The organism is Peterkaempfera bronchialis, from assembly GCF_003258605.2.
Taxonomy (GTDB): Bacteria; Actinomycetota; Actinomycetes; order Streptomycetales; family Streptomycetaceae; genus Peterkaempfera; species Peterkaempfera bronchialis.
Window position 1 is genome coordinate 4,904,819 of sequence record NZ_CP031264.1, and the last position, 26,177, is coordinate 4,930,995.

23 protein-coding genes are annotated in these 26,177 nt (G+C 73.1%); 17 read left to right on the top strand and 6 right to left on the bottom strand.

All coding sequences use genetic code 11. The features are described 5' to 3' along the window. Window positions 1-23: 23 nt before the first annotated feature. The 6 genes from C7M71_RS21870 (at window position 24) to C7M71_RS21895 (ending at window position 7,826) form a co-directional block, all read left to right on the top strand. Window positions 24-2,003 carry an acyl-CoA dehydrogenase family protein gene (locus C7M71_RS21870; RefSeq protein ID WP_111494400.1) on the top strand — a complete coding sequence of 660 codons (1,980 nt, stop codon included), beginning with the start codon at window positions 24-26 and terminating at the stop codon, window positions 2,001-2,003. A gap of 104 nt (window positions 2,004-2,107) precedes the next feature. Continuing rightward, window positions 2,108-3,340, top strand: coding sequence for a 1-deoxy-D-xylulose-5-phosphate reductoisomerase (gene dxr, locus C7M71_RS21875; protein ID WP_111494402.1), 1,233 nt, complete (start codon window positions 2,108-2,110; stop codon window positions 3,338-3,340). Between the two features lie 204 nt (window positions 3,341-3,544). Continuing rightward, window positions 3,545-4,837 (top strand): M50 family metallopeptidase, encoded by a 1,293-nt coding sequence (locus C7M71_RS21880; RefSeq protein WP_175607811.1) that lies wholly within the window; start codon window positions 3,545-3,547, stop codon window positions 4,835-4,837. A gap of 252 nt (window positions 4,838-5,089) precedes the next feature. After that, window positions 5,090-6,250: a flavodoxin-dependent (E)-4-hydroxy-3-methylbut-2-enyl-diphosphate synthase gene (gene ispG / locus C7M71_RS21885; protein WP_114914487.1), complete on the top strand. Its 1,161-nt coding sequence runs from the start codon at window positions 5,090-5,092 to the stop codon at window positions 6,248-6,250. A 168-nt stretch (window positions 6,251-6,418) separates the two neighbouring features. Next, window positions 6,419-7,273, top strand: coding sequence for a GNAT family N-acetyltransferase (locus C7M71_RS21890; protein ID WP_111495279.1), 855 nt, complete (start codon window positions 6,419-6,421; stop codon window positions 7,271-7,273). 22 nt (window positions 7,274-7,295) lie between these two features. After that, the gene (locus C7M71_RS21895) at window positions 7,296-7,826 is read left to right on the top strand and encodes a GNAT family N-acetyltransferase (RefSeq protein ID WP_111495277.1); all 531 of its coding nucleotides are present in this window, start codon (window positions 7,296-7,298) and stop codon (window positions 7,824-7,826) included. Between the two features lie 44 nt (window positions 7,827-7,870). Here the strand turns inward: C7M71_RS21895 and C7M71_RS21900 are convergent, their stop codons facing one another. The 3 genes from C7M71_RS21900 to C7M71_RS30790 all read right to left on the bottom strand — a co-directional run bounded on the left by C7M71_RS21900 (window position 7,871) and on the right by C7M71_RS30790 (window position 10,043). After that, the gene (locus tag C7M71_RS21900; RefSeq protein ID WP_111495275.1) at window positions 7,871-8,794 is read right to left on the bottom strand and encodes an aminoglycoside phosphotransferase family protein; all 924 of its coding nucleotides are present in this window, start codon (window positions 8,792-8,794) and stop codon (window positions 7,871-7,873) included. A 77-nt stretch (window positions 8,795-8,871) separates the two neighbouring features. Next, window positions 8,872-9,360 (bottom strand): ferritin-like domain-containing protein, encoded by a 489-nt coding sequence (locus C7M71_RS21905; protein ID WP_229758843.1) that lies wholly within the window; start codon window positions 9,358-9,360, stop codon window positions 8,872-8,874. Window positions 9,361-9,566: 206 nt separating this feature from the next. Beyond that, window positions 9,567-10,043 carry a hypothetical protein gene (locus C7M71_RS30790; RefSeq protein ID WP_162824070.1) on the bottom strand — a complete coding sequence of 159 codons (477 nt, stop codon included), beginning with the start codon at window positions 10,041-10,043 and terminating at the stop codon, window positions 9,567-9,569. A 166-nt stretch (window positions 10,044-10,209) separates the two neighbouring features. On the opposite strand from C7M71_RS30790, the gene rimP reads away from it, so the two are divergent. The 9 genes from rimP (at window position 10,210) to C7M71_RS21955 (ending at window position 19,448) form a co-directional block, all read left to right on the top strand. Next, window positions 10,210-10,743 (top strand): ribosome maturation factor RimP, encoded by a 534-nt coding sequence (rimP, locus tag C7M71_RS21915; protein ID WP_111495324.1) that lies wholly within the window; start codon window positions 10,210-10,212, stop codon window positions 10,741-10,743. A 2-nt stretch (window positions 10,744-10,745) separates the two neighbouring features. Further along, window positions 10,746-11,714 (top strand): transcription termination factor NusA, encoded by a 969-nt coding sequence (gene nusA, locus C7M71_RS21920; protein ID WP_111495322.1) that lies wholly within the window; start codon window positions 10,746-10,748, stop codon window positions 11,712-11,714. A gap of 57 nt (window positions 11,715-11,771) precedes the next feature. Next, complete coding sequence (locus C7M71_RS21925; protein WP_111495320.1) at window positions 11,772-12,062, top strand: YlxR family protein; 291 nt, start codon at window positions 11,772-11,774, stop codon at window positions 12,060-12,062. A gap of 186 nt (window positions 12,063-12,248) precedes the next feature. Further along, window positions 12,249-15,359 (top strand): translation initiation factor IF-2, encoded by a 3,111-nt coding sequence (gene infB, locus C7M71_RS21930; protein WP_114914489.1) that lies wholly within the window; start codon window positions 12,249-12,251, stop codon window positions 15,357-15,359. 151 nt (window positions 15,360-15,510) lie between these two features. Beyond that, window positions 15,511-15,804 carry a DUF503 domain-containing protein gene (locus C7M71_RS21935; RefSeq protein ID WP_111493835.1) on the top strand — a complete coding sequence of 98 codons (294 nt, stop codon included), beginning with the start codon at window positions 15,511-15,513 and terminating at the stop codon, window positions 15,802-15,804. A gap of 86 nt (window positions 15,805-15,890) precedes the next feature. Beyond that, entirely contained in the window at window positions 15,891-16,331 is a 441-nt protein-coding gene (rbfA, locus tag C7M71_RS21940; RefSeq protein ID WP_111493837.1) for a 30S ribosome-binding factor RbfA, read from the top strand. A gap of 2 nt (window positions 16,332-16,333) precedes the next feature. Further along, window positions 16,334-17,458, top strand: a complete 1,125-nt coding sequence (locus C7M71_RS21945; RefSeq protein ID WP_229758844.1) for a DHH family phosphoesterase — start codon at window positions 16,334-16,336, stop codon at window positions 17,456-17,458. Between the two features lie 43 nt (window positions 17,459-17,501). Next, complete coding sequence (gene truB, locus C7M71_RS21950; RefSeq protein ID WP_111493839.1) at window positions 17,502-18,401, top strand: tRNA pseudouridine(55) synthase TruB; 900 nt, start codon at window positions 17,502-17,504, stop codon at window positions 18,399-18,401. 93 nt (window positions 18,402-18,494) lie between these two features. After that, a complete protein-coding gene (locus C7M71_RS21955; RefSeq protein WP_111493841.1) occupies window positions 18,495-19,448 on the top strand; it encodes a bifunctional riboflavin kinase/FAD synthetase in 954 nt (317 codons plus the stop codon). A 58-nt stretch (window positions 19,449-19,506) separates the two neighbouring features. Here the strand turns inward: C7M71_RS21955 and C7M71_RS21960 are convergent, their stop codons facing one another. After that, the gene (locus C7M71_RS21960; RefSeq protein ID WP_229758845.1) at window positions 19,507-20,802 is read right to left on the bottom strand and encodes a MinD/ParA family ATP-binding protein; all 1,296 of its coding nucleotides are present in this window, start codon (window positions 20,800-20,802) and stop codon (window positions 19,507-19,509) included. Between the two features lie 284 nt (window positions 20,803-21,086). Between C7M71_RS21960 and C7M71_RS32010 the strand changes: the two genes are divergently transcribed. After that, window positions 21,087-21,626 carry a hypothetical protein gene (locus C7M71_RS32010; RefSeq protein ID WP_229758846.1) on the top strand — a complete coding sequence of 180 codons (540 nt, stop codon included), beginning with the start codon at window positions 21,087-21,089 and terminating at the stop codon, window positions 21,624-21,626. 454 nt (window positions 21,627-22,080) lie between these two features. Here the strand turns inward: C7M71_RS32010 and C7M71_RS21965 are convergent, their stop codons facing one another. Next, on the bottom strand, window positions 22,081-22,860 hold the full coding sequence (locus tag C7M71_RS21965; RefSeq protein ID WP_111490526.1) for a hypothetical protein: 780 nt from the start codon (window positions 22,858-22,860) through the stop codon (window positions 22,081-22,083). Beyond that, complete coding sequence (gene eccE, locus C7M71_RS21970) at window positions 22,860-24,269, bottom strand: type VII secretion protein EccE (RefSeq protein WP_175607720.1); 1,410 nt, start codon at window positions 24,267-24,269, stop codon at window positions 22,860-22,862. The genes C7M71_RS21965 and eccE overlap by 1 nt, the downstream gene beginning before the upstream one ends. Window positions 24,270-24,476: 207 nt before the next feature. Here eccE and eccB point away from each other — a divergent pair, with 207 nt between their 5' ends. Beyond that, window positions 24,477-26,105, top strand: a complete 1,629-nt coding sequence (eccB, locus tag C7M71_RS21975) for a type VII secretion protein EccB (protein ID WP_162824329.1) — start codon at window positions 24,477-24,479, stop codon at window positions 26,103-26,105. The last annotated feature ends 72 nt before the right edge of the window (window positions 26,106-26,177 follow it).

The following is a 26,177-nucleotide window of genomic DNA, read 5'->3' on the forward strand; positions in this document are numbered from 1 at the left end:
GGAACAGCGGCGAGGTGAGCTGCATGTCCGCACCAACCCACCCGCGCAGCGAAAGCTCCAGCGGGTCCCCCTCCGGCCCGAGGGTCACCGAGCGCGAAGCGCGGCGGGTCGCCGAGGAGGCCCGCGATCAGCAGTGGCGCAAACCCAGCTTCGCCAAGGAACTCTTCCTGGGCCGCTTCCGGCTGGACCTCATCCATCCGCACCCGCACCCCGACGAGGAGTCGGTGCGCGAGGGCGAGGCGTTCCTGGCACGGCTGCGCGCCTTCTGCGAGACCCGGATCGACCCCGCGCAGATCGAGCGGGACGCCCGCATCCCCGACGAGGTCGTCAAGGGGCTGAAGGAACTCGGCGTCCTCGGTATGAAGATCGACAAGAAGTACGGCGGACTGGGCCTCAGCCAGCTCTACTACAACAAGGCGCTCGCCGTCCTCGGCAGCGTCAGCCCCGCCATCGGCGCGCTGGCCTCCGCCCACCAGTCCATCGGGGTGCCGCAGCCGCTGAAGACCTTCGGCACCCGCCAGCAGCAGGAGAAGTGGCTGCCGCGCTGCGCCACCACCGACATCACCGCCTTTCTGCTCACCGAGCCGGACGTCGGCAGCGACCCGGCGCGGCTGGCCACCATGGCGGTGCCCAGCGAGGACGGCAGCGAGTACGTCCTGGACGGGGTGAAGCTCTGGACCACCAACGGCGTCGTCGCCGACCTGGTGGTGGTGATGGCCAGGGTGCCCCGCAGCGAGGGCCACCGGGGCGGGATCACCGCCTTTGTGGTGGAGTGCGACGCTCCCGGCGTCACAGTGGAGAACCGCAACGCCTTCATGGGCCTTCGGGGTATCGAGAACGGCGTCACCCGGTTCCATGAGGTGCGGGTGCCCGCCGAGAACCGGATCGGCGAGGAGGGCGCGGGCCTGAAGATCGCGCTGACCACCCTCAACACCGGGCGGCTCTCCATTCCCGCGATGTGCGCCGGTGCGGGCAAGTGGTGCCTGAAGATCGCCCGCGAGTGGTCGGGCGCCCGCGAGCAGTGGGGCAAGCCCATCGCCGAGCACGAGGCCGTCGCCGCCAAGATCGCGTACATCGCGGCCACCACCTTCGCCCTGGAGGCGATCGTCGACCTCTCCAGCCAGATGGCCGACGACAACCGCAATGACATCCGCATCGAGGCGGCCATCGCCAAGCTCTACTCCACCGAGCACGCCTGGCTGATGGCCGACGACCTGGTGCAGATCCGCGGCGGCCGGGGCTTCGAGACCGCCGAGTCGCTGGCGGCGCGCGGCGAGCGGGCGGTGCCCGCCGAGCAGCTGCTGCGCGACCTGCGGATCAACCGGATCTTCGAGGGCTCCACCGAGATCATGCATCTGCTGATCGCCCGCGAGGCGGTGGACGCCCACCTCTCCGTCGCCGGCGACATCATCGACCCCGACGCCGACCTCAGGCAGAAGGCCAGGGCCGCCGCCCGGGCGGGGGGCTTCTACGCCCGCTGGGTGCCCAAGCTGGTCGCCGGACCCGGTCAACTGCCCACCTCGTACGGGGAGTTCTCCCCCAAGGGGTACCAGGACCTCGGCGCCCACCTGCGCTATGTGGAGCGCGGCAGCCGCCGGCTCGCCCGGTCCACCTTCTACGCCATGTCCCGCTGGCAGGGCCGGATGGAGACCAAGCAGGGCTTCCTCGGCCGGATCGTGGACATCGGCGCGGAACTCTTCGCGATGAGCGCCGCCTGCGTACGGGCGGAGATGCTGCGCACCGGGGACGCCCAGCAGGGCAGGGCCGCCTACGAGCTGGCCGACCTCTTCTGCCGGCAGGCCCGCATCCGGGTCGAGGAGCTCTTCGACCGGCTCTGGCGCAACACCGACGACCTGGACGCCAAGGCCGCCCGGGGCGTCGTCCGGGGCCGCTACGCCTGGCTGGAGGAGGGCATCATCGACCCGTCCGGCGACGGGCCGTGGATCGCCGACGCCACGCCCGGGCCCTCGCAACGGGAGAATGTGCACCGCAGCTTCCGGTAGTGGGCGCCGGGCGCGCGGCCGGTGCCGGGCGGCCGACCGCGCGCCCGCCCCCGGGTGGCCGCCCTGTGGCGTGCCCGACCGCCGGGCACGCCACAATGGGGCGCATGGAATCCCTCCTCGCCGACCCGCATCTGCGCTTCGAGCCCGCTGTCGCCGACCCCACCGGACCCCGTGAACTGGTGATCCTCGGATCCACCGGATCGATCGGGACCCAGGCCATCGACGTGGTGCTGCGCAACCCCGACCGGTTCCGTGTGGTGGGGCTCTCCGCAGCCGGCGGCCGGGTGGAGCTGCTGGCCGAGCAGGCCCTGCGGCTGGGCGTGCGGACGGTGGCGGTCGCCCGCACCGACGCCGAGCCCGCGCTGCGGGAGGCGCTGGCGGCCGGGGCACAGGGCCGTCCGCTGCCCGAGGTGCTGGCCGGACCGGACGCGGCCACCGAGCTGGCCCGCAGGGAGTGCCACTCCGTACTCAACGGCATCACCGGCTCCATCGGGCTGCGGCCCACGCTGGCCGCGCTGCGGGCCGGCCGGGTGCTGGTGCTGGCCAACAAGGAGTCGCTGATCGTCGGCGGTCCGCTGGTGAAGGCGCTGGCCAGGCCGGGCCAGATCGTCCCGGTGGACTCCGAGCACACCGCGCTCTTCCAGGGGCTGATGGGCGGTAGCCGCCGCGAGGTGCGCAAGCTGGTGGTGACCGCCAGCGGCGGCCCCTTCCGCGGCCGTACCCGGGAGGAGCTGGCCGCTGTCACCCCGGAGCAGGCGCTGGCCCACCCGACCTGGGCGATGGGCCCGGTGATCACCGTCAACTCCGCGACCCTGGTCAACAAGGGCCTGGAGGTGATCGAGGCGCATCTGCTGTACGACATCCCGTTCGACCGGATCGAGGTCGTCGTCCACCCGCAGTCCATCGTTCACTCGATGGTGGAGTTCACGGACGGTTCCACCCTCGCCCAGGCCAGCCCGCCCGATATGCGGATGCCCATCTCGCTCGGCCTTGGCTGGCCGGACCGGGTGCCCGACGCCGCACCGCCGTGCGACTGGACCAAGGCCGCGACCTGGGAGTTCTTCCCGCTGGACGACGAAGCCTTCCCCTCGGTGGCGCTGGCCCGTGAGGTCGGTACGCTCGGCGGGACGGCTCCGGCGGTCTTCAACGCCGCCAACGAGGAGTGCGTGGACGCCTTCCTGGCCGGTCGGCTCGCCTTCAACGGCATCGTGGACACGGTTGCCAAGGTGGTCTCCGAACACGGCACCCCCGATCGGGGAACCGGACTCACCGTCGAGGACGTATTGCAGGCGGAGGCATGGGCGCGCAGGCGTGCCCGGGAGATCGCGTCCGGCTGACCAATCGGCTGGCCGGTCGGCTGACCGGTCGGCTGACCAATCGGTTGACCGTCCGGTGGGTCGGGGGGCGCGTGGGGGGCGCGTGGGGACCGGGCCGGGGCGCGTCGGGGTGGGACAGGTCGCGGCGGGGGACGGTGAGGGAGCGTTGAGGAGCAGCATGGCGAAGCGGACGGCTACAGCGGAGGACCCCCGATGACAGCACTCATGGCACTCCTCGGCGTTGTGGTCTTCGTGGTCGGGCTGCTCTTCTCCATCGCCTGGCATGAACTCGGCCACCTCTCCTGGGCCAAGCTCTTCGGCATCCGGGTGCCCCAGTACATGGTCGGCTTCGGGCCGACCATCTGGTCGCGGCGGAAGGGCGACACCGAGTACGGCATCAAGGCGATACCGCTCGGCGGCTACATCCGCATGATCGGCATGTTCCCGCCGGGGGCGGACGGCCGGATCACCGCTCGCTCCACCTCCCCCTGGCGCAGCATGATCGAGGACGCCCGCGAGGCCTCCTACGAGGAGCTGAAGCCCGGCGACGAGACCCGCCTCTTCTACACCCGGGCCCCGTGGAAGCGCGTCATCGTGATGTTCGCCGGGCCCTTTATGAACCTGATCCTGGCGTTCGGCCTCTACCTCGCCGTGCTGATGGGCTTCGGCCAGCCCGCAGCCCTGCCGACCATCCAGTCCGTGCAGAAGTGCGTGGTGCAGGCGGGCCAGCCCACCGACAGCTGCGCCAAGGACGCGCCCGCCACCCCCGCGGCCCTGGCCGGGCTGCGGGCCGGGGACACCATCGTCTCCTTCGACGGCGACCGCATCAGCAGCTACGACCAGCTCCAGCAGGACATCCGCAAGGCCCCCGGCAGGACGGTCGAGATCGTCGTCGACCGCAAGGGCGAGCAGCTGACCTTCCACACCGAGCTGGTCACCAACAAGGTCAGCGCCCTGGACGGCCGCGGCAACTACATCCCCGGCAAGACCGTGGACGCCGGCTTCCTCGGCATCCAGCCGCAGACCGGAGTGGTCCAGCTGGGCTTCGGGCAGAGCCTGGACAAGATGGGCGACATGGGCGTGACCGGGGTGAAGTCGCTGCTCGCCCTGCCCTCCAAGATCCCCGGCCTCTGGGACGCCACCTTCAACGGCGCCCCCCGTGCCGCCGACTCCCCGGTCGGGGTGGTAGGCGCGGCCCGGGTCGGCGGCGAGATCCTCAACCTGGACATCCCCGCCTCCCAGCAGGTCGCCATCTTTGTGCAGCTGGTCGCCGGGTTCAACCTCTCGCTCTTCCTCTTCAACATGCTGCCGCTGCTGCCGCTGGACGGCGGCCATATCGCCGGTGCGCTCTGGGAGTCGCTGCGCCGCAAGGCCGCCCGCGTCTTCCGCCGGCCCGACCCGGGCCCGTTCGACGTGGCCAAGCTGATGCCGGTCGCCTATGTGGTCGCGGGCGTCTTCGTCTGCTTCACGCTGCTGGTGCTGCTCGCCGACGTGATCAACCCGGTGAAGATCTCGTAGGTGCGGGTCTCGTGGGTGCGGGACTCGTAGGCGTGGATCTCGTGGGCGCAGATCCCGTAGCTGACGCGGGGCCGGGCGGTCGGCGAAGGCCGGGGATGACGTCGGACGGGTGGCGCGGGCGGTGCTGATGTGCTCCGCCGGACCCCGGTGCCGTACGGTTGGCGCCGGGAGCGCGCACTCACAGCCCGCGCCCCCGGCCCGGCCGGTATGCGCGGCCGGGTCGCAGCCGCAACCCCGGGGACTCCCACGCAGATGACCGCGATCTCGCTCGGTATTCCGTCCATGCCGCTCAAGCCGCTCGCCGTGCGCCGCAAGTCGCGGCAGATCATGGTGGGGGGTGTGCCGGTGGGTGGTGATGCGCCGGTGTCGGTGCAGTCGATGACGACGACGGTGACGGCTGATGTCAATGCGACGTTGCAGCAGATTGCGCAGCTGACGGCGTCGGGGTGCCAGATCGTGCGGGTGGCGGTGCCGTCGCAGGATGATGCGGAGGCGTTGCCGGCGATTGCGCGGAAGTCGCAGATCCCGGTGATCGCGGACATCCACTTCCAGCCGAAGTATGTCTTTGCGGCGATTGACGCGGGGTGTGCGGCGGTGCGGGTGAATCCGGGGAACATCAAGCAGTTCGACGACAAGGTGCGGGAGATCGCGGGGGCGGCGTCGGCGGCGGGGGTGCCGATCCGGATCGGGGTGAACGCGGGGTCGTTGGACCGGCGGTTGATGGAGAAGTACGGGCGGGCGACTCCGGAGGCGTTGGTGGAGTCGGCGTTGTGGGAGTGCTCGCTGTTCGAGGAGCACGGGTTCCGGGATATCAAGATCTCGGTGAAGCACAACGATCCGGTGGTGATGGTGAATGCGTATCGTCAGTTGGCGGCGGCGTGTGACTATCCGCTGCATCTGGGGGTGACGGAGGCGGGTCCGGCGTTCCAGGGGACGATCAAGTCGGCGGTGGCGTTCGGGGCGCTGCTGGCGGAGGGGATCGGGGACACGATCCGGGTGTCGCTGTCGGCGCCTCCGGTGGAGGAGGTCAAGGTGGGGAACCAGATCCTGGAGTCGCTGGGGCTGCGGCAGCGGGGTCTGGAGATTGTGTCGTGTCCGTCGTGCGGGCGGGCGCAGGTGGATGTGTACAAGCTCGCGGAAGAGGTGACCGCGGGCTTGGAGGGGATGAATGTGCCGCTGCGGGTGGCGGTGATGGGGTGCGTGGTGAACGGGCCGGGGGAGGCGCGTGAGGCGGACCTCGGGGTGGCGTCGGGGAACGGCAAGGGGCAGATCTTCGTCAAGGGCGAGGTGATCAAGACCGTGCCGGAGTCGAGGATCGTGGAGACGCTGATCGAGGAGGCGCTCAAGCTCGCCGAGCAGATGGAGGCGGACGGCGTCGAGTCCGGCGAGCCGATGGTCACGCCGGTTGGCTGATCGGTCTGGTGGGTGTGGGTGTGGGTGTGGGTCGGGGGCCGGGTGGCTGAGGCTGTCCGGCCCCGCGCGGTGCGCGGGGGCTGCGGGGTAGGGTGCGACGCGCGGTGCTCGTACCCTCGGACCACGGGGTGCGGCGTGGGCAGCCCGACGGCATGGTGAGGCACACAGATGCTGGGAAGTTCGGTATCGACCACCCGCGTCCTTGAGGCACCCGACCTTGAGGACGCCCTTGACGTACTCGACCGCGACCCGGTGGCCAACGCCTTTGTCGCGGCCCGGGTCCATGTGGCCGGGCTCGACCCCTGGCGGCTCGGCGGCGAGATGTGGGGCTGGTACGACGACGGTGGGCGGCTGGAGGCGCTCTGCTATGCCGGTGCCAACCTGGTGCCGGTAAGCGCCGGTCCGGAGGCCGTACGGGCCTTCGCCGAGCGGGCACGCAGGCAGGGGCGGCGCTGCTCCTCCATCGTCGGACCGGCCGAGGCGACGGCCGAGCTCTGGGCACTGCTGGAACCCGGCTGGGGACCGGCCCGCGAGGTCCGTGGCTGCCAGCCGCTGATGACCATCACGGAGCCCTCCGCCGGGGTCACCGCCGACCCCCGGGTGCGGCGGGTGCGGCGTGACGAGATCGAGCTGTTGATGCCCGCGTGCGTCGCGATGTTCACCGAGGAGGTCGGCGTCTCGCCGATGGCCGGGGACGGTGGGCTGCTCTACCGGGCCCGGGTCGCCGAACTCGTCACCGGGGGACGGGCGTTCGCCCGGTTCGAGGAGGGCCGGGTGGTCTTCAAGGCCGAGATCGGCGCCGTCACCGACCGGGCCTGCCAGATCCAGGGCGTCTGGGTCGCCCCCGACCGGCGGGGGCAGGGGCTGTCCGAGACCGGGATGGCCGCCGTGGTGGAGCACGCGCTGCGGGAGGTCGCACCCGTGGTCAGCCTGTACGTCAACGACTTCAACCTGCCCGCGCGGGCCGCCTACCGGCGGGTCGGCTTCCAGGAGGTCGGGGCGTTCATGTCCATTCTCTTCTGACCTCGCGGTAACGTCCCCCGCCATGGACGATGTGACGATCGAGCCCTTCGACCTCGCCGACCGCGCCGAGGAGGCGCTCGCGGTGCAGGCCCTCGCCTTCGGGCTCACCGACGAGGAGATCGCGGTCCGGTTGCAGATCGTCACCCGCCACGCCGGCTACCCGGGCGTGATCGCGCTGGGGGCGATGCGCGGTCGGCGGCTGGTCGGTTTCGGGTACGGGATGCCCAATGACCGCGCGCACTGGTGGAGCACCGTCATCCAGCCGTATCTGGAGGCGGGCGGCAACGGCCACTGGCTGGACGACTCCTTCGCGGTCACCGAGCTGCATGTGCTGCCCGCCTGCCAGGGGCGGGGGCTGGGTACGGCGCTGATCACCGGGCTCTGCGGGCGTTCCGGGCTGCCGCGCAGCATTCTCTCGGCCGTGGACGCGGAGACGCCGGCGCGCAGGCTCTACCGGGCGCTGGGGTACGCGGACCTGGCTCGGGCGGTGATGTTCCCCAATACCGACCGGCCCTATGCGGTGATGGGGGCGGTGCTGCCGTTGCGGGGGTAGGGGGGATGTGCCTTTCAGGTGTGACGGCTCAGGTGTGTGACGGCTCAGGTGTGTGCGGCGAATTCCAGGAAGAGCTCGGCTGAGGTGGTGTCGCCCACGGTGAGGCTCCAGATGCCTGCCTCGACGGCGCGGAAGAGGGTCCAGCCGCGAAGCCGTTCGCGGTCCACCTCCACGGAGTCGGCGAGCCGTTGCAGTCGGCGGCGGACGGCCGCCTCCGGGCCGGGGGAGCCCAGCAGGGTCTCCATCCGGTCGTTGGCCAGCCACGCCAGGTCGTAGGCCCGCTCGCCGACCAGCGGCTTGGGGTCGATGGCAAGCCACGGGGCCCGGTCGGACGCCAGCACATTGCCGTGGTGGAAGTCGCCGTGCAGCAGGAACCGCTCCGGCTCGGAGGCAAGCAGGGCGGCCGACGTCTCCAGGGCCTCGTCGATCAGCGGGAGGGCGTTCGCTGCGGCGCAGACGGGCAGGTCGCGGCGGGTTCGGAGGAGGTCGCGGAGGCTGCCGGCGTATGCGGTGACCGTGCGGAAGGGGTGGTCCGGGGGAGGCTCCACCCAGAGCCGCTGGAGGACGGAGGCGGCCTCCAGGTTGGCCTTGGCCTCGGGGAGGGAGCGCAGCGAGATGTCGCCGTGCAGCCGCTCCAGCAGCAGTACCGCGTGGGCGGGGTCGGCGTCGAGCATGCGGACGGCGCTGTGGCCGTTCCAGTGGGCGAGGGCGGCGTGCTCCTCGGCGGTCTCGACGGTCAGCAGTCCGGCCTTGAGGGCGGCGGGGGTGCCGTCGGCGCGGCGTACATAGACCACCAGGCTGATCTGGCCGCCGGGCTCGACGATGCGTTCGGCGGTGAGGTGCCAGCGGTCCAGGTAGCCGGCGACCAGGGTCGGTGCGGCGGCCAGCCAGGCGGCGCCGGGTTCGCCTTCCCAGGCGCGGAGGTTGCGTTCCAGGCGCTCGGGGATGGTGATGGCTACCGACGACATGGGGTCCCTTCGTGGTGCTCCCCTGGGGCTGGACGTGGGTTTGCCCATTGTGGGGCATGGGGGTGGGGGAGGTTGGGTTACTGGGGGGTTGGGGTGGGTGCGGTGGGGGTGGGGGTGGCGGTGCGTTCGGGGAGGCCGGGGAAGGCGGGGCCGGTGGGGTGGCCGCGCCAGCGGGCGGCGCGTACGGCGGCTTCGCGGAGGGCGTCGGCGGCGGTGCGGCGCAGGTCGCCGGTGGCGGCGGTCACCAGGTCGGCGTGGACGGCGGTGAGGCGGTCCTCCAGCAGGGTGGCGAGCTGTACGGCGGAGGCCGGATCGGTGACGGGGAAGGGGAGTTGGTAGCCGGGCGCGGCGGGGGTGGGGGTGGTGTGGCGGGCGGTGAGTTCGCGCTGGAGGGCGTCGCGGTGGGCCTGGTGTGCGGCGTAGGCGGCGCGGGCCGTGGTGAGGCGGCTGCCGGTGAGGTGGGCGCCGACGACGCCGTAGCCGTAGACCGCGGCGTGCTCGGCGGCCAGGGCGGCTTGCAGGGCGGTCAGCACGGCGGGGGTCGGGGAGGCGCTCGGGGTGGTCACGGGTGGCTTCCGGGGTCGTGAGGTTCGGCGGGGCGGGGGACCGGAACAGATCCCTTTTTCTGCTGAGGCGCAGCGGGTTGCTTTGTCGGGGTGGGTCGGGGCGTGGTTTGTTGCGGGTCGGGGTGCTGCGTGGGGGTTGGGGCTGTTGGGCTGGTGCGGGTGTCGGCCGGTGGGGGGAAGGTCTGTGGGTGGCTGGGGTGGGTTGGTCAGGGTTGGGCGAGGAGGAGGGCGTGGACGGCGCCGGCGGCGGCGACGGAGGCGAGGAGGCGGGCGAGTTCGGGGGAGGCGGTGGGGAGGGCGGTGATGCGGGTGTCGGCGGTGCGGCGCTCTGCGGCGGCGAGGGCGGTGAGCGTTGCGGCGGGGGTGGGAGGGCTGGTGGGTGGGGCTGTGGTGGGTGGGGTGGGTGGGGTGGGTGGGGTGGTGGAGAAGGCGGTGCGGTGTTGGAGCAGCTGGGCGCGGAGGGGGTGGAGGCGGGCGGCGAGGGCGGGGTGGGCGGTGAGGGCGGCGTCGTAGGCGGCGATCAGCGCGGTGGTGGCCTCGGCGGCCCGGCGGCGGAGGGCCACGTCGGGGTCGGGGGTGGCGGCCTTGCGGGGGGAGGGGGCGCCGTCCGAGCAGGCGGTGAGGGTGAGGGCGGCTCCGCCGAGCGTGGCGCTGAGGAGGGCCCGCCGGGTGGGGGACTGCATCGACACGCTCCCGCTGTGTAGAGGTCTGCCGCACGGAAGGTACCGGCTGGGCGGCGGGCCCTCGACACCGGGGTGGGCGGTTGCACGGAATCGGCACTTGGGTGGTTGACCGGATAGGCTTTGCAACGCTTCCGACAACAGCAGACGCGGCCGAGGAGTCACCCGGATGAGCACCAACCAGAACGATCGGCTGCGTGCCCTGATCGAGCCGTTGACGGCGGAGGCCGGGTTGGATCTGGAAGAGGTCCGGGTCACCCAGGCCGGGCGGCGCAGGCAGCTCCAGGTCGTGGTGGACGCCGACGGCGGCGTCGAGCTGGACGCGGTGGCCGAGCTGAGCCGGGAGATCGGGCAGACGCTGGACGACGCGGATGCGATGGGCGGTGCCCCGTATGTGCTGGAGGTCGGCTCCCCGGGAGTGGACCGGCCGCTGACCGAGCCCCGCCACTGGCGCCGGGCCGAGGGGCGCCTGGTGAAGGCGCAGCTGGCGGCCGGCGGTGAGCTGGTGGCCCGGGTGCTGGAGGCGGACGGCGAGGGCGCGCTGGTGGAGGTTCAGCCCGTGAAGGGCCGGGGCCGCGCCGTGGAGCGCAGGCTGGAGTACACCGAGGTCGCCAAGGCCCGGGTGCAGGTGGAGTTCAGCCGCAAGGACGAGCAGGACATCGACGCCTCCGCTGAGGGGGACGAGAGCAACGAGGAGGCGTAGCCGTGGACATCGACATGAGTGCCCTGCGCGGGCTGGTGCGGGAGAAGGAGATCTCGTTCGACCTGCTGGTCGAGGCGATCGAGTCGGCCCTCCTCATCGCCTACCACCGTACGGAGGGCTCGCGCCCCCGGGCGCGGGTCGAGCTGGACCGCAAGACCGGTCATGTGACGGTGTGGGCGCTGGAGGAGGCGGACGAGGCGGGGGAGCCGCGCGAGTTCGACGACACCCCCAGCGGGTTCGGCCGGATCGCGGCGACCACGGCCAAGCAGGTCATCCTGCAGCGGCTGCGGGACGCCGAGGAGGAGCGCACCTTCGGCGAGTACGCCGGGCACGAGGGCGACATCGTGACCGGTGTGGTGCAGCAGGGCAACGACCCCAAGAGCGTGCTGGTCGACATCGGCAAGCTGGAGGCGATCCTGCCGCCGCAGGAGCAGGTGCCGGGCGAGGACTACAAGCACGGGACGCGGCTGCGGTCGTATGTGGTCGCGGTACGCCGGGGGGTGCGCGGGCCGTCGGTGACGCTGTCGCGGACCCACCCGAACCTGGTGAAGAAGCTCTTCGCGCTGGAGGTCCCGGAGATCGCGGACGGGTCGGTGGAGATCACCGCCATCGCCCGGGAGGCGGGTCACCGGAGCAAGATCGCGGTGCGCTCGCACCGGCAGGGGCTGAACGCCAAGGGCGCTTGCATCGGGCCGATGGGTGCCCGGGTGCGCGCGGTGATGGCGGAGCTGCACGGCGAGAAGATCGACATCGTCGACTGGTCGGACGACCCGGCGGAGATGGTCGCGCATGCGCTGTCGCCCGCACGGGTGACCAAGGTGGAGATCGTGGATCTCCAGCAGCGGTCGGCGCGGGTGATCGTGCCCGATTACCAGCTGTCGCTGGCGATCGGCAAGGAGGGCCAGAACGCCCGGCTCGCGGCTCGGCTGACCGGTTGGCGGATCGACATCCGACCCGACACCGAGCAGTAGCGGCCCCGGTGGGATCACCGGGCCGCGAGAAGTACCAGTGGAGGAGTAGACTTGAACGTGTCTGGCCGGACGCGTGCCCGTGCATGCCCTGAACGCACCTGCGTGGGCTGCCGCAAGCGGGCGGCCAAGCACGGACTGCTGCGTGTGGTGGCGGTGGAGGGCGCATGCGTCCCCGACCCCCGCGGCACGCTGCCCGGCCGAGGGGCGCATCTGCACCCCGACCCGGGATGCCTCGACCTCGCGGTCCGCCGTCGGGCGTTTCCGCGGGCCCTCCGTCAGGAGGGGCCGCTCGACACCACGGCGCTCAGGCAGTTCTTGAGGCAGCACAGTGTCGGACACCCCCGCTGAGTGCGGGGGAGTTCGCTGTAAGGAGCACGGTGCGCGGGCACGGTTATTGGGCACGCGCCGACACCAGGTACCTCGCGAGATGGAAGTAGGTCGAGATTGCGATGAGCACTCGATGAGTACGCGATGAGTACGCCCATGAAGTAGCAACGGTCCGGCGGACGACCACCCCGGACCAGAAGGAGCGAAGTGGCTAAGGTCCGGGTTTACGAACTCGCCAAGGAGCTCGGCGTGGAGAGCAAGGTCGTCATGGCCAAGCTCACCGAGCTGGGTGAGTTCGTCCGTTCGGCGTCCTCGACGATCGAGGCGCCGGTGGTTCGCAAGTTGACTGATGCATTCCAGGGGGGCGGCTCCGGCCGGTCCTCCGCCAAGCCTGGCCCGCGGAAGCCCGCGGCGCCCCAGCCGTCCGGCGACGCCGGTGCGGCTCGTCCCGCGCCCGGTCCGCGCCCTGCGCCGCGTCCGGCCGCCGCTGCCCCCGCGCCGGGTCCGCGACCCGCGCCGCGTCCGGCTGCGGCTCCCGCTCCGGCGGCAGCGGCTCCGGCTCCGCGTCCGGCCCCGGCCCGTCCGGCTGCCCCTGCGGCGCCTGCGGCCGAGTTCTCCTCCCCGGCTCCGGCGCAGCCGCAGCCGCAGGTGGAGCAGCAGCCGGCTGCTGAGGCGCCCCGTCCGGCGGCGGCTCAGACGCCGCGTACGGACGCTCCGCGTACCGGCGCCCGTCCGGGCCCGCGTCCCTCGGGGCCGCGTCCGGGCAACAACCCCTTCACCTCCAGCAACACCGGCATGGCCCGTCCGGGCGGCGACCGCCGCCAGGGTGGTGGCCAGGGCGCTCCGCGTCCCGGTGGGCAGGGTGCTCCGCGTCCGGGTGGTCCCGGTGCGGGTGCTCCGCGTCCGGGCGGCGGCCAGGGCGCTCCGCGTCCCGGCGGCCAGGGTGCTCCGCGCCCGGGTGGTGCGCCGCGTCCCGGTGGGCAGGGCGCTCCGCGTCCGGGTGCCCCCGGTGCCGGTGCCCCGCGTCCGGGTGGCGCTCCGTCGCCCGGCGGGATGCCGAGGCCGCAGGGCCCGCGTCCCACTCCGAGCGGTATGCCGCGTCCCAACCCCGGCATGATGCCGCAGCGTCCCGCTGCCGGCCCGCGTCCCGGCCCCGGCGGCCGTGGTCCGGGTGGCCCGGGCGGGCGTCCCGGCGGTCCGGGCGGGCGTCCGGGCGGTGGCGGCGGCTTCGCCGGCCGTCCCGGTGGTGGCGGCGGCGCAGGCCGTCCGGGCACCGGTGGTGGCGGCGGCTTCGGCGGCCCGCGTCCCGGTGGTGGCGGTGGCGGCTTCGGTGGCCCGCGTCCCGGCGGTTTCGGCGGGCGTCCCGGCGGCCCGGGTGGCCGTGGGGGAACGCAGGGCGCGTTCGGTCGTGGCCCGGGCGGTCGCCCGGCGCGCGGTCGTAAGTCGAAGCGCGCGAAGCGCCAGGAGTACGAGGCCATGCAGGCCCCGTCCATCGGCGGCGTGATGCTGCCGAGGGGCAACGGCCAGACCGTGCGCCTCTCGCGTGGTGCCTCGCTGACGGACTTCGCCGAGAAGATCAACGCCAACCCGGCGGCTCTGGTCTCGGTGATGTTCAACCTGGGTGAGATGGTCACCGCGACCCAGTCGGTCTCCGACGAGACGCTGCGGCTTCTCGCCGAGGAGATGGGCTTCGTCCTGGAGATCGTCTCCCCGGAGGACGAGGACCGCGAGCTGCTCGAGTCGTTCGACATCGAGTTCGGCGAGGACGAGGGCGACGAGGACGCGCTGTCGGCGCGGCCTCCGGTGGTCACCGTCATGGGCCACGTCGACCACGGTAAGACCCGACTGCTGGACGCCATCCGGAAGTCCAACGTGGTCGCGGGCGAGGCCGGCGGCATCACCCAGCACATCGGTGCCTACCAGGTGACGGCCGAGGTGAACGGCGAAGAGCGTCCGATCACCTTCATCGACACCCCCGGTCACGAGGCGTTCACCGCCATGCGTGCCCGTGGTGCCAAGTCCACCGACATCGCGATCCTGGTGGTCGCGGCCAACGACGGCGTCATGCCGCAGACGGTGGAGGCGCTCAACCACGCCAAGGCCGCCGGTGTGCCGATCGTGGTCGCGGTCAACAAGATCGACGTCGAGGGTGCGGACCCGACCAAGGTCCGTGGTCAGCTGACCGAGTTCGGTCTGGTGGCCGAGGAGTACGGCGGCGACACCATGTTCGTCGACATCTCCGCCAAGCAGGGCCTGCACATCGAGCAGCTGCTGGAGGCCGTGGTCCTCACCGCCGACGCCTCGCTCGACCTGCGGGCCAACCGGGAGCAGGACGCCCAGGGCATCGCGATCGAGGCCCACCTGGACAAGGGGCGCGGCGCCATGGCGACCGTCCTGGTCCAGCGCGGCACCCTGCGGGTCGGCGACTCCATGGTCGTCGGCGACGCATACGGCCGCGTCCGGGCGATGCTCGACGAGAACGGCAACAACGTCGCCGAGGCGGGCCCGTCCCGTCCGGTGCTGGTGCTCGGTCTCACCTCGGTGCCCCGCGCCGGCGACAACTTCATCGTCGTCGAGGAGGACCGCACCGCCCGGCAGATCGCCGAGAAGCGGGCCGCCCGCGAGCGCAACGCGGCCTTCGCCCAGCGCCGTGTCCGGATCTCCCTGGAGGACCTGGACAAGGCCATCGCGGCGGGCTCCATCGAGCAGCTCAACCTCATCATCAAGGGCGATGTCTCCGGTTCCGTGGAGGCCCTGGAGGACGCGCTGCTCAAGCTGGACGTCGGCGAGGAGGTCGAGCTCCGCATCCTGCACCGCGGTGTGGGTGCGATCACCGAGTCCGACGTGGACCTGGCGATGGGCTCGGACGCCATCATCATCGGCTTCAACGTGCGGGCCGAGGGCCGTGCGCGTACCGCGGCCGACCGCGAGGGCGTCGACATCCGCTACTACTCGGTCATCTACCAGGCGATCGAGGAGATCGAGGCGGCCCTCAAGGGCATGCTCAAGCCGGAGTACGAGGAGGTCCGCCTGGGCTCCGCGGAGATCCGCGAGGTCTTCCGCTCCTCCAAGTTCGGCAACATCGCCGGTGTGCTGGTCCGCGAGGGCCTCATCCGCCGCAACGCCAAGGCCCGCCTCATCCGGGACGGCGCCGTGGTGGCGGAGAACCTCACCATCGAGGGCCTGCGCCGCTTCAAGGACGACGCGACCGAGGTCCGCGAGGGCTTCGAGGCCGGTGTGACCCTGGGGTCGTTCAACGACATCAAGGTCGACGACGTCATCGAGACGTTCGAGATGCGCGAGAAGCCGCGCGCCTAAGCGGCCATCGCCCGGGGCCGGGCGGCGGAGGACGGGATCTCCCCGAAATCCGTCGACCGGCCCCGGGCGCGCTGTGTACGGTTCAGCGTATGCATCGGCCCTGTTCAGGGGCCGCCCTACGAGGCCATCAGGCCGGCTGGGCCTGTCACACATGTTCGTGGGAACACTCACTTTCGACCTGCTCCTCGGCGACGTCCACTCGTTGAAGGAGAAGCGGTCGCTGGTGCGGCCGATCGTGGCCGAGCTACAGCGCAAGTACGGCGTCAGCGCGGCCGAGGTCGGAAACCAGCAGCTGCACCGCAGGGCCGAGATCGGCTGTGCGGTGGTGTCCGGCGATGCCGGGCACATCGGGGAGATCCTGGACAGCTGCGAGCGGCTGGTCGCCGGCCGCCCCGAGGTGGAACTGCTCTCCGTACGGAGGCGGTTCCACGGCGACGACGATTGAGAGACCGAACGCGCCCCACGGCCCGGGGCGCGGGCCGGTACGTTGGGGCAGGGGCTCGTACCGCGCCCACTGCACGAGGAGGACACGTGACCGACACCGCGAGGGCGCGCAAGCTCGCCGACCGCATTCAGGTGGTCGTCGCGGAGACCCTGGAGCGGCGGATCAAGGACCCGCGCCTGGGCTTCGTGACCATCACCGACACCCGGGTCACCGGGGACCTGCGGGAGGCCACCGTCTTCTACACGGTCTACGGCGACGAGACCGAGCAGGCCGCCACGGCGGCCGCGCTGGAGAGCGCCAAGGGCATCCTGCGCTCCGAGGTCGGACGGCAGACCGGGGTGCGCTTCACCCCGTCCCTGACGTTCGTCGCGGATGCCGTGCCGGACAACGCGCGCCACATCGACGAGCTGCTGGACCGGGCCCGGATCTCCGACGCCCGGGTGCGGACCGCTGCGGCCGGCGCCAGCTACGCCGGCGAGGCGGACCCGTACCGCAGTCCCGACGCCGACGACGACGAGGACGCATAGCCATGACCGGCGAGCCGTCGGCGGCCGCCACCGGGGCACCCTCCACCGTTCGGGCGGAGGGTGCCCGCGCCATGCCCGGGGACTCCTCGGGCGTACCGCGACCGCGCACCGCCGCCGAGTCGGCGGGCAGGCCGGCCGCTCCGGGCGAGCGGGACTGGACCGAGGTGCTGGCGCTGGTCGGCGAGGCCCGGGAGATCGACCTGATCTGCCATGTCTGCCCGGACGGCGATGCGCTGGGCTCGGCGCTGGCCGCCGGTCTCGCGCTGCGCTCGCTGGGCGCCACGGTGCGGGTCTCCTTCGGGGACGACCCGCAGGTGGTGCCCGCCTCACTGGCCTTTCTGCCCGGCCAGGAACTGCTGGTCCCGGCGGCCGAGGTGCCGGACCGGCCCGACCTGGTGATCACCTTCGATGTCGCCGCCGAGGGCCGCCTGGGCCTGCTGCGGGAGAAGGCGCTCGCCGCCCGGGCCATGGTGGTGATCGACCACCACGCCTCCAACCCCGGCTTCGGCACCCACCGGCTGATCGACCCCGCCGCACCCGCCACCGCCGTGCTGGTGGACGAGCTGCTGCGGCGGCTCGGGGTGCCCCTCGACCAGCCGATCGCGACCTGCCTCTACACCGGCGTGGCCAGCGACACCGGCTCCTTCAAGTACCGGGCCACCACCCCGGCCACCCATGAGTTCGCCGGTCGGCTGCTGGCCACCGGCATCCGGCACGACCTGATCTCCCGCACCCTCTGGGACACCTCCTCCTTCGGCTACCTCAAGGTGCTCTCCGCCGCGCTGGAGCGCGCGGAGCTCGACCGTGCGGCGGTCGGCGGCCTCGGACTGGTGTGGACCTGGGTCCCGTACGCGGACCTGGCCGCCCACGGGGTCGCCGTGGAGGAGATCGAGGGCCTGATCGACATCGTGCGCCGCACCGCCGAGGCCGATGTCGCCCTGGTGCTCAAGCAGGACCCGGACGGCACCCTGCGCGGCTCCTCCCGCTCCAAGGGCGCCGTCGACGTTGCCGCCGCCTGCGGCGCGCTGGGCGGCGGCGGCCATGTGTACGCGGCCGGGTTCTCCACCGACCTGGGCGTGCAGCAGACGCTGGAGTGCTTCCGCGCGGCCCTGCGGCCCGCTCGCTGAACGAGAAAGGAAAGGGCGCGTCCACCGCGCCGCCACCCATCTGATGAAGCGCAAGGGAACCGGCCCCGACGGCCTGGTCATCGTCGACAAGCCCGCCGGCATCACCTCCCACGGCGTGGTCGCCCGGATGCGCCGCCTCGCGGGCACCCGCAGGGTCGGCCACGCCGGCACCCTCGACCCGATGGCGACCGGAGTGCTGGTCATCGGCGTGGAGAAGGCCACCCGGCTGCTCGGCCACCTGATGCTGACCGACAAGACCTACGAGGCCACCATCCGGCTGGGCCGGACCACGGTCACCGACGACGCCGAGGGCGAGGTCACCGCCACCGTCTCCGCCGAGGGGGTCACCCCGGAGGCGGTCGCGGCCGGGGTCGCCGCGCTCACCGGCGAGATCCTCCAGGTGCCGTCCAAGGTCAGCGCCATCAAGATCGACGGCAAGCGGTCCTACGCCCTGGTCCGGGACGGCGAGGAGGTCGAGCTGAAGGCCCGGCCGGTCACCGTCTCCCGGTTCACCGTGCACGGGCAGCGGCCCGCCACGGCGGAGGACGGCACCCCGCTGCTCGACCTGGACGTCACCGTGGACTGCTCCTCCGGCACCTATGTCCGCGCCCTCGCCCGCGACCTCGGCGCAAGCCTGGGAGTGGGCGGCCACCTCACCGCGCTGCGGCGCACCCGGGTCGGCCCGTACACCCTGGAGCAGGCGCACACCCTGGAGCAGCTGGAGGAGTCCTTCACCCATCTGCCGATCGGCGAGGCCGCCGCTGCGGCCTTCCCCCGCTGGGACATCGGCGAGGACCAGGCGCGGCTGCTGGTCAACGGCGTACGGCTGAAGTCCCCCGGCCTGGAGCCCGGCCCGGTCGCCGTCTTCGGCCCCGAGGAGCGCTTCCTGGCGCTGGTGGAGGAGAAGCACGGCCAGGCCCGGCCACTGGCGGTCTTCGCCTGACGGCGGTGCCGTCCGGTGCGGAGGCGGACCGGTGGGCATGGCACGCTATAGAGGTAGATCGGCGAGCGAATGTGCGGACAAGGAGCGGTCAGGGTGCAGCGCTGGCGTGGCCTGGAGGACGTCCCCCATGGTTGGGGGCGCAGCGTCGTCACCATCGGTTCCTTCGACGGGGTGCACCGGGGGCACCAGTTGATCATCGGGCGGGCCGTGCAGCGCGCCCGGGAGCTGGACGCCGCCTCGGTGGTGGTCTTCTTCGACCCGCACCCCAGCGAGGTGGTCCGCCCCGGCAGCCACCCGCCGCTGCTCGCCCCGCCGCACCGCCGTGCGGAGCTGATGGGCGAACTGGGCGTGGACGCGGTGCTGATCCTGCCGTTCACCCGGGAGTTCTCGCAGCAGGCCCCCAAGGACTTCGTCCGCCAGGTGCTGGTCGACGCCCTGCATGCGCGGACCGTGGTGGAGGGCCCCAACTTCCGCTTCGGCCACAAGGCGGCCGGTGATGTGGCGCTGCTGGCGGAGCTGGGCGAGGGCTACGGCTTCGACGTCGAGGTCGTGGACCTCTATGTACGCGGCGAGGCCGGCGGCGGTGAGCCGTTCTCCTCCACGCTGGCCCGCCGGCTGGTCGGCGAGGGCGACATCGGCGGCGCCGCCGAGGTGCTGGGCCGCCCGCACCGGGTCGAGGGCGTGGTGGTGCGCGGCGCCCAGCGGGGCCGCGAACTCGGCTACCCCACAGCCAATGTGGAGACGCTGCCGCACACCGCGATCCCGGCCGACGGCGTGTACGCGGGGTGGCTCACGGCCGACGGCGAGCGCATGCCCGCGGCGATCTCGGTGGGGACCAACCCGACCTTCGACGGCACCGCGCGCACCGTGGAGGCATACGCCATCGACCGGGTCGGCCTGGACCTCTACGGGCTGCATGTGGCCGTGGACTTCCTGGCCTTCCTGCGCGGCATGGAGAAGTTCGACACCATCGACGCGCTGCTGGAGCGGATGGCCGACGACGTCAAGCGCGCCCGCGAGCTGACCGACGGCCACGACGCCCGCTGACATCCGCTTGCGGAGACGCGGAGGCCCTGCGACCTGGCGGTCGCAGGGCCTCTGTCGGCTATGGCTGCGGCGGGTAGCCGTAGCCCGGCTGCTGTCCCTCGTACCCGGGCGGCGGAGGCGGAGGCGGCGGTGCACCCGGGCTGCTCTGCGGGGGCGGCTCCGGGGTGCCCGGCGGAGGCGGCTGCTGCGGGCCGGGCGGCTGCTGTGCCCAGCCGGGGGGCATGGGCTGCTGCTGCGGGGGCGCCTGCTGGGGATAGCCGTAGCCGGGCACCGGACCGCCGCCCGGGTAGGGCGGCGCGGCCGGGGCCTGCGGTCGGCCGGGCGGACCCCAGGGCTGGCCCTGCTGGGGTGCCCCCGGGTCGCCCCACGGCTGACCGGCCTGCTGCGGGGGCATCCCCGGCTGCGGGCCCCAGCCCTGCTGCTGCGGCTGCTGCCCCGGCCACCCCTGCTGCGCCCACACCCCGGCGGCCTGCTGCGCCCGCTGGAAGTCCTCGGCGACCAGTGCCGCCAGATCGAAGTAGGCCTCCCGGACCTTGGGCCGCATCATGGCGATGTCCACCTCGGCACCGGCGGCCAGGTGCTCGTCGAACGGCACCACGACCACCCCTCGGCAGCGGGTCTCGAAGTGCGCGACGATGTCCTCGACCTTGATCAGCTTGCTGGTCTCGCGGACCCCGGAGACCACCGTGATGGAGCGCTGTACCAGGTCGGCGTAGCCGTGCGCGGAGAGCCAGTCCAGCGTGGTGGAGGCGCTGCTGGCACCGTCCACGCTGGGCGTGGAGACGATGATCAGCTGGTCGGCGAGGTCCAGTACGCCGCGCATGGCGCTGTAGAGCAGGCCGGTGCCCGAGTCGGTGAGGATGATCGGGTACTGGCGGCCCAGGACCTCGATCACCTGCCGGTAGTCGGCGTCGTTGAAGGTGGTGGAGACCGCCGGGTCCACGTCGTTGGCCAGGATCTCCAGGCCGGAGGGCGCCTGCGAGGTGAAGCGGCGGATGTCCATATAGCTGTTGAGGTGCGGGATCGCGGTCACCAGGTCGCGGATGGTGGCCCCGGTCTCGCGCCGCACCCGGCGGCCGAGGGTGCCGGCGTCCGGGTTGGCGTCGATGGCGATCACCTTGTCCTGGCGCTCGGTGGCCAGGGTGGCGCCGAGCGAGGTGGTGGTCGTGGTCTTGCCCACGCCGCCCTTGAGGCTGATCACGGCGATCCGGTAGCAGCTCATCACCGGCGTACGGATGACCTCCAGCTTGCGCCGGCGCTCGGCCTCGGCCGCCTTGCCGCCGAACTTGAAGCGCGGCTGCTGGCGGCGCTCCTGCGGCTGGCGGCGCAGCAGCCGGTCCGAGGAGAGCTCCACGGCGGCGGTGTAGCCGAGCGGGGCGCCGTGCGCGGTGCGCGGCGGCGGGCCGCCCGGGCCGGGGAACGCGGCGGGCGGTTCGCCCCCCGGGCCCCCTGGACCGCCCGGGTGGGGGCCGGGCTGCGGCCAGCCGCCCTGGCGCGGGTCGGCGGGCGGCTGCTGCGGCGGGGCGGCTGCGTACGGGCCGGGCGGGTACGGGCCCGGGGCGGGCTCGGGGGCGTAGGGGCTCGGCGGGTAGGGGCCGGGCTGCGGGCCGGGGGCGCCCCAGGGGTGCCCGCCACCGGGTGGCCGCTCTGCTGGGGGCCAGGCGCGGGCGGCTGGGGCTGCTGCGGGGGCTGGGGCTGCTGGAACTGCTGGGGCTGCTGGGGCTGTTCGGGTACGGCCTGCGGTGGCGGCCCGGGGGCCCACTGCGGCCCGGGGACGTCGGCGGCCCACGGCGGGGTCGGCGCGGTGGGGGCGGGCGGCGGTCCGGGCAGCGGGCCCTCGGGTGCGGCTGCCTGCGGGGGAAGGGCTGCTGCGGCATCGGGCCGGGCGCGGCGGCCGGGGGCATGGCGGGACCGGCCTGCGGCTCAGGCTCGGGGGTGGGCAGCGGCGGTGCCTCGGGGACGGGCAGCGGTGCGGTCGGCAGCGGTGCGGTCGGCGGGGCTGCGGTCGGCGGCGGTGCGGTCGGCGGCGGTGCGGCCGGGGCGAGGTTCACCGGCGGAGCGCCCTCGGGCTCCGGTGGCGGTCCGTCCGGCGCGGGCGCCTGCGGCGGCGCGGCCTCCGATGCGTCCTGGGCAGCGCCGGACGATCCGTTCTGGGTGTACCAGGCCGGGGGAGTGTAGTCGGGCGCGTCAGACCACTCCTCGTCCTCGTCCGGCGCGTTGTCGCCGACGTAGACGCCGTCGCGATCGGTGCTCAACTCGAACTCCCTCTCTCAGCTCCGACGGGCAGCCGCTCAGGCCGCGCCCCGCCGGTCGTCCCCGTGTCGGAGCCCGTCCCTGACACGGGGACGGGTGTCCGCGAGGCACCAGCCTATGAGCTACCCCGCGACTCGGGATAGTCCGGGCTGCGGTGCCCGCCGTCCGGCGCTCCGCGCGGTGCGGGAGATCGCCGAGCAGAGGCCGCTGTCGCCCGGAACGGGCCGAGGTCAGCAGGCTGCCGCAGGTCTCGCAGACCCCTGAGGGTGAGAGGAGGCCCTGTGCGGTTGACTCGGACGGGGCGTCAGCACGCCCCCGCCGCCCGGTCGGCGACGCCGGTCACGGACCGTATCACGCGGTACCGACAGGACCGCCGGGCTCAGTCCACCCGCCGGGGGGCACCCAGCAGCTGCGCCTCCGCGTCCACCGGCGAGGTCATCACAAACTGGCGCCGCATCCGGTTCGCCCAGAGCGTGACGTCGTCCCCCATCAAGGGAAGCGCGCTGACATCCGCCTCGGTCAGGTTCATCACCCGCCCGATGGTCTCCGCCTCCTGCGGCGACACCCGCTGAGCCCCCACCAGATCGGCTGCACCCAGCACCCGCTGGGCGTTCGGCCCCAGATAGGGCAGCAGGGTGAGCATGGTCTGCCACGGCCCGGCCGACAGCCGGCTACGCGGCGGGCGGGCACCGAGGTCCCGTACGACCAGGACCGGCGCGGAGACCGAGGGCCCCTGCGGACCCAGTCGCCCCACCTGGTGCACCGTCACGCACGGCTGGCCGCCGCCCGCCGCCTGCGCCATCGGCGCCCACGCCTGCGGGCGGCCGGTCTCCACCGCGACGCGGGCACCGGTGGCCGCTGCCCGCAGTGCGATCAGCTGGGCCGTCCACACGCCGCCGACCAGCACGATCTCGTATCCGGTCGGGCGGAAGAGGCCCAGCACCGCCGGCTGCTGCTGCGGGTCGACGCCCAGCAGCACCCCGTCGTCGCCGACCGGCAGGGAGAGCGCATTCAGCTCCTCGGCGGTGACCACATGGCGTTCGCGGCGCGGGCCGCGCAGGCCGAAACCGGCCCGCACCCGGGCGAACGGGCGCGGCGCCGCGCCCTCGGCGGCGCCCTGGCCGGCGGGGGAGTGCGGGGCATAGGGCTGATACGCCATCAGCGGGTTCCTCCCAGCGGCAGAGTGGCGAGCATGCCGGGGGCCTGCTCCATGTCCAGGCGGACCAGACCGGTGCCGGTGCTCTGGGCACGGGACTCCAGCAGCCGCCCGACCTGGGTGACCTCGCTCTCGCTGCGGGCGGTGAGCCGCAGGTGCCCGGTGACGGCCACCGCACCGCCGGTGCCCCGGCTCGCGGTGAGGCTGAAGGTGCTGGCGAGGACGGGCAGGCCGGTCAGCAGGTTCACCAGATCGGGTGCCGTGGTCCGGCCGCCGCTGCCGCCGGGCCGGCTCAACTGCGGCCAGCGGGAGATCCAGTAGGTGGTGTGCCAGCGGTCGTCCACCCGCCAGAACCGGCGGCCCTCCTGGGTGCGCCGGGTGTTCCCGGCACCGGCGCCGCCGCCGGTGCCCTGGCGGCCCGCGGTGGCCAGCGGGTTGACGCAGGTGGAGGTCGCCAGCGCGGAGATCAGCTCCCGCTCGTCCAGCACGGTGGCGGTGAATCCGGCCCCGGCCAGCCGGGCGGCCAGCTGGTCGGCGGCCCGTTGCAGCGCCTTGCGGGTGCCGGTCTCGCCGCCGCCCCGGGCCAGCACGGCGGCGGCCGCCCGCTCCGGGTCCAGCCGCAGCGACACCCAGGTCAGGCGGAGCGAGGGGGTGGACGGCCCCTCCGGCAGCTGCTGGTAGGCCCGGGCGGCGAGCGCCTGCTCGGGCAGGTGCGGCGCGGGGGCGGGCTGGGTGTGCTGGACGACCTGCACCGACTCCAGGGTGATGTCGTCCACCTGCAACGCGGAGGTGAGTACGGAGAGCGGCAGCGGGCGGGCGGTGCGCAGCGGCCGCAGCGGCTCGTCCTTGGCCTGCACCAGCAGCACCGCGCTCAGAAAGGTGGAGTCGCCGACCATGCCGGTCTCCCGCCGGGCGCGGCGCTGGCCGCTGCCGCCGCCGTCGGTCTCGGTGGCGTGGGTGCAGGTGCGCAGCGCCGGGTCGATCTCCAGCGCCGGGGCGATGCCGGGGTCGGTCCCGGTGGGCGGGACATTGCCGGGTGCGGCGCGGCGGCGGGCGCGCAGCGCCAGGACGGTGCCCAGGTACTCGGGCAGCGACCGGCCGCGCATCGGCACCAGGGCGATCACCAGCAGCAGGGCGGCGGGGACCGCCATCGCCCCGGCCATGGTCCTGCCGACGGTCCAGCCGACCGCCACCAGGGCCGCCGCCACCTCGATCAGCACCAGCTGCTGGAGCCGGATCGGCCCGAGCCGCCCGGGGCGCGGGTGGACCCGTACCGAGACGGGCGTCAGCGGTGCCGGACCGGGCTCGGCCGCCGCCCTCCTCCGCCGACTGCGGGCGTCCGCCGGAGACGGCGGCTGCGGTGGCCTGCCCTGCGGTGCGCTGCGTCGCTCTGGAGCGGTCTGGCTTCGCATCCCCCGAGTGACCCCCTCTGGTTGGATACCGGCGACCGGTTGGCTGATCGCCATACCGTACCCGTACCGTACTGACCGTCTGCCCGCCCGCATCGTAAGGGGTTTGAGCCCTGCGGTGCCCGGGGGGAGGCCACGGCCGAGCGGATTCCGATGCGCGGCGGCCGACGGGGAGAACGGGGCGATTCGGACAGGTGGGAGACGACGAGGATGGCATCACGTCGGGACGAGCTGAACGCGTACACGTTCGCGCGGCGCCGCACCGTGGGGGCGTTCCTACAGCCTGCCGGGGGCGGTAACGACGAGGACGCGCCGCGTCCGGTGCGGGCGGTGGTGCCCAGCCTGGTGATGGCCGCGCTGGTGGTCGCCGGCTTCGGCATGTGGGGCCTGATCAAACCGGCCGCGCCGAAGGGCTGGGACGACGGCCGGTCCATCGTGGTGGGCAAGGAGTCCACCACCCGCTATGTGGTGCTCGCCAATCCGGACAAGCCCGACGAGAAGACCCTCTACCCGGTCCTCAACATGGCCTCGGCCAAGCTGGTGCTGGACGCCGACTCCAAGGTCACCTTTGTCGAGGACAAGGTGCTGGACCGGTACGGCAGGCACGGGGCGACCATCGGCATCCCCTATGCGCCGGACAAGCTGCCGCCCGCCGGGGAGGCGGGGCAGGCCAAGGTGTGGACGGTCTGCGACCGGCCCGGCGACGACACCGGCCACACCACCGTCAACCAGGCCGTCTTTGTGCTGACGGACGCGCAGGCGGCTCCGCTGCGCAATCCGCACTTCCGGCTCTCCCGGGGCAATGCGCTCTATGTCCAGGCGCCCGGGCCGGACGGCAAGGGCGGTGACGAGTACCTGGTCGACGCCACCGGCACCAAGCACTCCCTGGGCCGCGCCGACCCGCACGACAAGGTGGCGTCATCGCTGCGGGTCGGGCTGTTCGGCACCCAGGCGGCTCCGCAGCGGGTGACCCAGCAGTGGCTGGACACCCTGGCGGACGGCGAGGCCGTCACCTTCCCCAAGGTGGCGGGGTTCAAGGGCGGGTCGAGCATGGGGCTGGCCCACCAGGAGGACCGCAGGGTCGGCCGGCTGATGTCGTTCGACTCCAACAGCGACGGCACGCCGGAGTCCTACTACGTGGTGGGCGAGGACCGCCTCTACCGGCTGAGCGACTTCGAGTTGCAGCTCTTCCAGAGCAACCCGGCCACGCTGGAGGTCTACGGCGACCAGCGGATCACCATCAGCCCGCTGACCTCGGCGGAGCACGCCCAGTACGCCGGGCCGGTGGGCCAGGAGAACCGGCTGCCGCTGCCGTCCGACTGGCCGCAGTCCCGCCCCGACCAGGCGGTCAACCGGACCGACTCCGAGGGCGGCACCCGCAGCGTCGTGTGCAGCACCTTCGAGGGCCTGGACGAGAAGAGCAACCCCAGGCGGAGCGTGTGGGCCTCGACCGCCTTCCCGGCCTCGGCCACCAACGGCTCGGCCAGCGCCCATGTCACCCCGGGCACCGGCCTGCTGTACCGGGCGATGGAGGGCGCCGCCGGGGCCGCCGGGTCCGAGGTGTCGGGGTCGGTGTTCCTGCTGACCGAGACGGGGCTGCGGTACCGGGTGGTGGCCAACGGGGACAGCGCGGCCAAGAGCTCCGTACTGCCGGAGCGCAGCCAGTCCCCGGACGCCTCGGACGGGCAGCAGGCGCAGGCGCAGCAGGGCAACGACGCACAGGCGCGGCTGGGCTACAAGGACATCCGGCCGTCGCTGGTGCCCAAGGCATGGTCCGACCTGGTGCCGGCCGGACCCAATCTGGACACCAAGTCGGCTTTGCAGCCGCAGACCTCCTGACGGGTGATCATCAGCGCTGCGGCGCGGGGCGGTTCGGGATGACTCGGGTCCGCAGCGGTGTTGGGGGCCTTG

Coding starts and splice junctions, on each gene's coding strand:
- C7M71_RS21870 (WP_111494400.1), top strand. CDS start 24: ATGTCCGCACCAACCCACCCGCGCAGCGAAAGCTCCAGCGGGTCCCCC.
- dxr (WP_111494402.1), top strand. CDS start 2,108: ATGGAATCCCTCCTCGCCGACCCGCATCTGCGCTTCGAGCCCGCTGTC.
- C7M71_RS21880 (WP_175607811.1), top strand. CDS start 3,545: ATGGCACTCCTCGGCGTTGTGGTCTTCGTGGTCGGGCTGCTCTTCTCC.
- ispG (WP_114914487.1), top strand. CDS start 5,090: ATGACCGCGATCTCGCTCGGTATTCCGTCCATGCCGCTCAAGCCGCTC.
- C7M71_RS21890 (WP_111495279.1), top strand. CDS start 6,419: ATGCTGGGAAGTTCGGTATCGACCACCCGCGTCCTTGAGGCACCCGAC.
- C7M71_RS21895 (WP_111495277.1), top strand. CDS start 7,296: ATGGACGATGTGACGATCGAGCCCTTCGACCTCGCCGACCGCGCCGAG.
- C7M71_RS21900 (WP_111495275.1), bottom strand. CDS start 8,794: ATGTCGTCGGTAGCCATCACCATCCCCGAGCGCCTGGAACGCAACCTC.
- C7M71_RS30790 (WP_162824070.1), bottom strand. CDS start 10,043: ATGCAGTCCCCCACCCGGCGGGCCCTCCTCAGCGCCACGCTCGGCGGA.
- rimP (WP_111495324.1), top strand. CDS start 10,210: ATGAGCACCAACCAGAACGATCGGCTGCGTGCCCTGATCGAGCCGTTG.
- C7M71_RS21935 (WP_111493835.1), top strand. CDS start 15,511: ATGTTCGTGGGAACACTCACTTTCGACCTGCTCCTCGGCGACGTCCAC.
- C7M71_RS21945 (WP_229758844.1), top strand. CDS start 16,334: ATGACCGGCGAGCCGTCGGCGGCCGCCACCGGGGCACCCTCCACCGTT.
- truB (WP_111493839.1), top strand. CDS start 17,502: ATGAAGCGCAAGGGAACCGGCCCCGACGGCCTGGTCATCGTCGACAAG.
- C7M71_RS21965 (WP_111490526.1), bottom strand. CDS start 22,860: ATGGCGTATCAGCCCTATGCCCCGCACTCCCCCGCCGGCCAGGGCGCC.
- eccE (WP_175607720.1), bottom strand. CDS start 24,269: ATGCGAAGCCAGACCGCTCCAGAGCGACGCAGCGCACCGCAGGGCAGG.
- eccB (WP_162824329.1), top strand. CDS start 24,477: ATGGCATCACGTCGGGACGAGCTGAACGCGTACACGTTCGCGCGGCGC.